The following is a 4,515-nucleotide window of genomic DNA, read 5'->3' as shown; positions in this document are numbered from 1 at the left end:
CCCGTCGGGTGGGGTGGTTGGTTGTGTCTGGGATTCCTTTGGTTGATTTCGGAAGATGATGTCATCTTTCGTGTTGATGCCAGTTTTGTGAACCCTGGTGGGTTCGCTTCGTATGGATTGTTCATCACCGGGCTGTGCTTGGTGGTGGGCGTTGTTCATTTACGGAGAGTTTGATCCTGGCTCAGGACGAACGCTGGCGGCGTGCTTAACACATGCAAGTCGAACGATGATGCCCAGCTTGCTGGGTGGATTAGTGGCGAACGGGTGAGTAACACGTGAGTAACCTGCCCTTGACTTCGGGATAACTCCGGGAAACCGGGGCTAATACCGGATATGAGCCGTCCTCGCATGGGGGTGGTTGGAAAGTTTTTCGGTCAGGGATGGGCTCGCGGCCTATCAGCTTGTTGGTGGGGTGATGGCCTACCAAGGCGACGACGGGTAGCCGGCCTGAGAGGGCGACCGGCCACACTGGGACTGAGACACGGCCCAGACTCCTACGGGAGGCAGCAGTGGGGAATATTGCACAATGGGCGCAAGCCTGATGCAGCGACGCCGCGTGAGGGATGAAGGCCTTCGGGTTGTAAACCTCTTTCAGCAGGGAAGAAGCGCAAGTGACGGTACCTGCAGAAGAAGCGCCGGCTAACTACGTGCCAGCAGCCGCGGTAATACGTAGGGCGCAAGCGTTGTCCGGAATTATTGGGCGTAAAGAGCTCGTAGGCGGTCTGTCGCGTCTGGTGTGAAAACTCGAGGCTCAACCTCGAGCTTGCATCGGGTACGGGCAGACTAGAGTGCGGTAGGGGAGACTGGAATTCCTGGTGTAGCGGTGGAATGCGCAGATATCAGGAGGAACACCGATGGCGAAGGCAGGTCTCTGGGCCGCAACTGACGCTGAGGAGCGAAAGCATGGGGAGCGAACAGGATTAGATACCCTGGTAGTCCATGCCGTAAACGTTGGGCACTAGGTGTGGGGCTCATTCCACGAGTTCCGTGCCGCAGCAAACGCATTAAGTGCCCCGCCTGGGGAGTACGGCCGCAAGGCTAAAACTCAAAGGAATTGACGGGGGCCCGCACAAGCGGCGGAGCATGCGGATTAATTCGATGCAACGCGAAGAACCTTACCAAGGCTTGACATGCACGGGAAGCCACCAGAGATGGTGGTCTCTTTGGACACTCGTGCACAGGTGGTGCATGGTTGTCGTCAGCTCGTGTCGTGAGATGTTGGGTTAAGTCCCGCAACGAGCGCAACCCTCGTCCCATGTTGCCAGCGGGTTATGCCGGGGACTCATGGGAGACTGCCGGGGTCAACTCGGAGGAAGGTGGGGATGACGTCAAATCATCATGCCCCTTATGTCTTGGGCTTCACGCATGCTACAATGGCCGGTACAAAGGGCTGCGATACCGTAAGGTGGAGCGAATCCCAAAAAGCCGGTCTCAGTTCGGATTGGGGTCTGCAACTCGACCCCATGAAGTCGGAGTCGCTAGTAATCGCAGATCAGCAACGCTGCGGTGAATACGTTCCCGGGCCTTGTACACACCGCCCGTCAAGTCACGAAAGTCGGTAACACCCGAAGCCCATGGCCCAACCGTTCGCGGGGGGAGTGGTCGAAGGTGGGACTGGCGATTGGGACTAAGTCGTAACAAGGTAGCCGTACCGGAAGGTGCGGCTGGATCACCTCCTTTCTAAGGAGCTACCAACGCTCGCCCGGCCGGCTTCGCTGGTGGGTGGGTTGAACAGGTGCCACGCCATCGCCGCACGTGTGGTGGGTGGTTGCTCATGGGTGGAACATTGACGAAAGAGCGTCCTGGTCTTCGCTGGTGTCAGTACCTGCCGGCCCGCCAGGCTCTGGTCGTCCCTTCGGGGGTGTCGGGGTCGGGTGTGGTGGTGGTGGAACATCGCTGGTGGGGGGTGGGGGGCTTGTCGAGCACACTGTTGGGTCCTCAGGTCACCGGCCACCGGTTGGTGGGGTGCCTGGTACGGGCCGGTCCTCGGGCCACGAACCGCTGTCCTTGGTCCTCCTTCGTGGAGGGGTGGGGGTGGTAGGCGGGTCTGGTGGGGGTCGGGGTCGTTGGTTGTTTGAGAACTGCACAGTGGACGCGAGCATCTTTGTAAAGATCAAGACACACCTTCGGGTGTGGTTCTTGGTTCTCTGCAGTTTTGTTGTTTTGGTTGAAGTTTTTAAGGGCACAGGGTGGATGCCTTGGCACTAGGAGCCGAAGAAGGACGTGGTAGCCTGCGATAAGCCTCGGGGAGCTGGCAAACGAGCTGTGATCCGAGGGTTTCCGAATGGGGGAACCCCGCACGAGTCATGTCGTGTGACCTGCACCTGAATATATAGGGTGTGTGGAGGGAACGTCGGGAAGTGAAACATCTCAGTACCGACAGGAAGAGATATTCCGTGAGTAGTGGCGAGCGAAAGCGGATGAGGCCAAACCGGGCGCGTGGTAAAGCTGTCAGGCGTTGCGTGTTCGGGGTTGTGGGACCCTTCTGGTGGATCTGACAGTCCGCCGGGGAGTGAGAAAGTCGTGTCATAGTCGAACCGCATTGAAAGGCGGACCATAGACGGTGCGAGTCCGGTAGACGAAATGGCGTGGCCTCCCGAAGGGGATCCCAAGTAGCACGGGGCCCGAGAAATCTCGTGTGAATCTGGCAAGACCACTTGCTAAGCCTAAATACTACCTAGTGACCGATAGCGGACCAGTACCGTGAGGGAAAGGTGAAAAGTACCCCGGGAGGGGAGTGAAATAGTACCTGAAACCGTGTGCCTACAATCCGTTGGAGCCTCCTTGGTTGGGGTGACAGCGTGCCTTTTGAAGAATGAGCCTGCGAGTTAGTGCTCAGTGGCGAGGTTAACCCGTGTGGGGAAGCCGTAGCGAAAGCGAGTCCGAACAGGGCGCCCATAGTCGCTGGGTCTAGACCCGAAGCGAAGTGATCTAGCCATGGGCAGGTTGAAGCGCGGGTAAGACCGCGTGGAGGACCGAACCCACCAGGGTTGAAAACCTGGGGGATGACCTGTGGTTAGGGGTGAAAGGCCAATCAAACTTCGTGATAGCTGGTTCTCCCCGAAATGCATTTAGGTGCAGCGTCACGTGTTTCTTGCCGGAGGTAGAGCTACTGGATGGCCGATGGGCCCTACAAGGTTACTGACGTCAGCCAAACTCCGAATGCCGGTAAGTGGAAGCGTGGCAGTGAGACTGCGGGGGATAAGCTCCGTAGTCGAGAGGGAAACAGCCCAGACCACCGGCTAAGGCCCCTAAGCGTGTGCTAAGTGGGAAAGGATGTGGAGTTGCACAGACAACCAGGAGGTTGGCTTAGAAGCAGCCACCCTTGAAAGAGTGCGTAATAGCTCACTGGTCAAGTGATTCCGCGCCGACAATGTAGCGGGGCTCAAGTACACCGCCGAAGCCGTGGCATCTGCGCTCAACTCAGGCCTTCGTGGTCCAGAGGCGCAGGTGGGTAGGGGAGCGTCGTGTGGGCAGTGAAGCCGCGGGGGAACCCAGTGGTGGAGCCCACACGAGTGAGAATGCAGGCATGAGTAGCGAAAGACGGGTGAGAAACCCGTCCGCCGAATGACCAAGGGTTCCAGGGCCAGGTTAATCCGCCCTGGGTAAGTCGGGACCTAAGGCGAGGCCGACAGGCGTAGTCGATGGACAAGGAGTTGATATTCTCCTACCGGCGAAGAACCGCCCATACCGAGCCCGGTGATGCTAACCGCCCAAACCTGTCCACCGGCCCTTCGGGGCCACCGGACAGGGGCGCGCGGGACCCGAACCGGTAGTAGGTAAGCGTATTAACAGGGGTGACGCAGGAAGGTAGCCCGGCGTGGCGATGGTAGACCACGTCCAAGGCCGTAGGCCGTCTGGTAGGCAAATCCGCCAGACACACAGGCTGAGAGCTGACGGTGAGCGCACAAGCGCGAACTGGGTGATCCTATGCTGCCAAGAAAAGCCTCGGCGCGAGGTTCTAGCCGCCCGTACCCCAAACCGACTCAGGTGGTCAGGTAGAGAATACTAAGGCGATCGAGAGAATCGTGGTTAAGGAACTCGGCAAAATGCCCCCGTAACTTCGGGAGAAGGGGGGCCCGAAGCGTGAACACCCTCGCGGTGGGAGCGTGGACGGCCGCAGAGACCAGGGAGAAGCGACTGTTTACTAAAAACACAGGTCCGTGCGAAGTCGCAAGACGATGTATACGGACTGACGCCTGCCCGGTGCTGGAAGGTTAAGAGGACGGGTCAACCCTTCGGGGTGAAGCTCAGAATTTAAGCCCCAGTAAACGGCGGTGGTAACTATAACCATCCTAAGGTAGCGAAATTCCTTGTCGGGTAAGTTCCGACCTGCACGAATGGCGTAACGACTTCTCCGCTGTCTCAACCGCGAACTCGGCGAAATTGCACTACGAGTAAAGATGCTCGTTACGCGCAGCAGGACGGAAAGACCCCGGGACCTTTACTATAGCTTGGTATTGGTGTTCGGTGCGGCTTGTGTAGGATAGGTGGGAGACTGTGAAGCCCGTACGC

General features: G+C 58.4%; 2 rRNA genes. Both read left to right on the top strand.

Annotated elements, in window-relative coordinates:
- Positions 1 to 158 precede the first annotated feature (158 nt).
- A 16S ribosomal RNA gene (locus NHH00_RS20435) occupies positions 159 to 1,680 on the top strand.
- A gap of 486 nt (positions 1,681 to 2,166) precedes the next feature.
- Positions 2,167 to 4,515 (top strand): 23S ribosomal RNA (locus NHH00_RS20430); the annotation flags it as partial.

Source organism: Cellulosimicrobium cellulans (genome assembly GCF_024124905.1).
Taxonomy (GTDB): Bacteria; Actinomycetota; Actinomycetes; order Actinomycetales; family Cellulomonadaceae; genus Cellulosimicrobium; species Cellulosimicrobium cellulans_G.
Note: the sequence above shows the minus strand (reverse complement) of the source record. Positions and strands in the feature narration are given on the sequence as shown.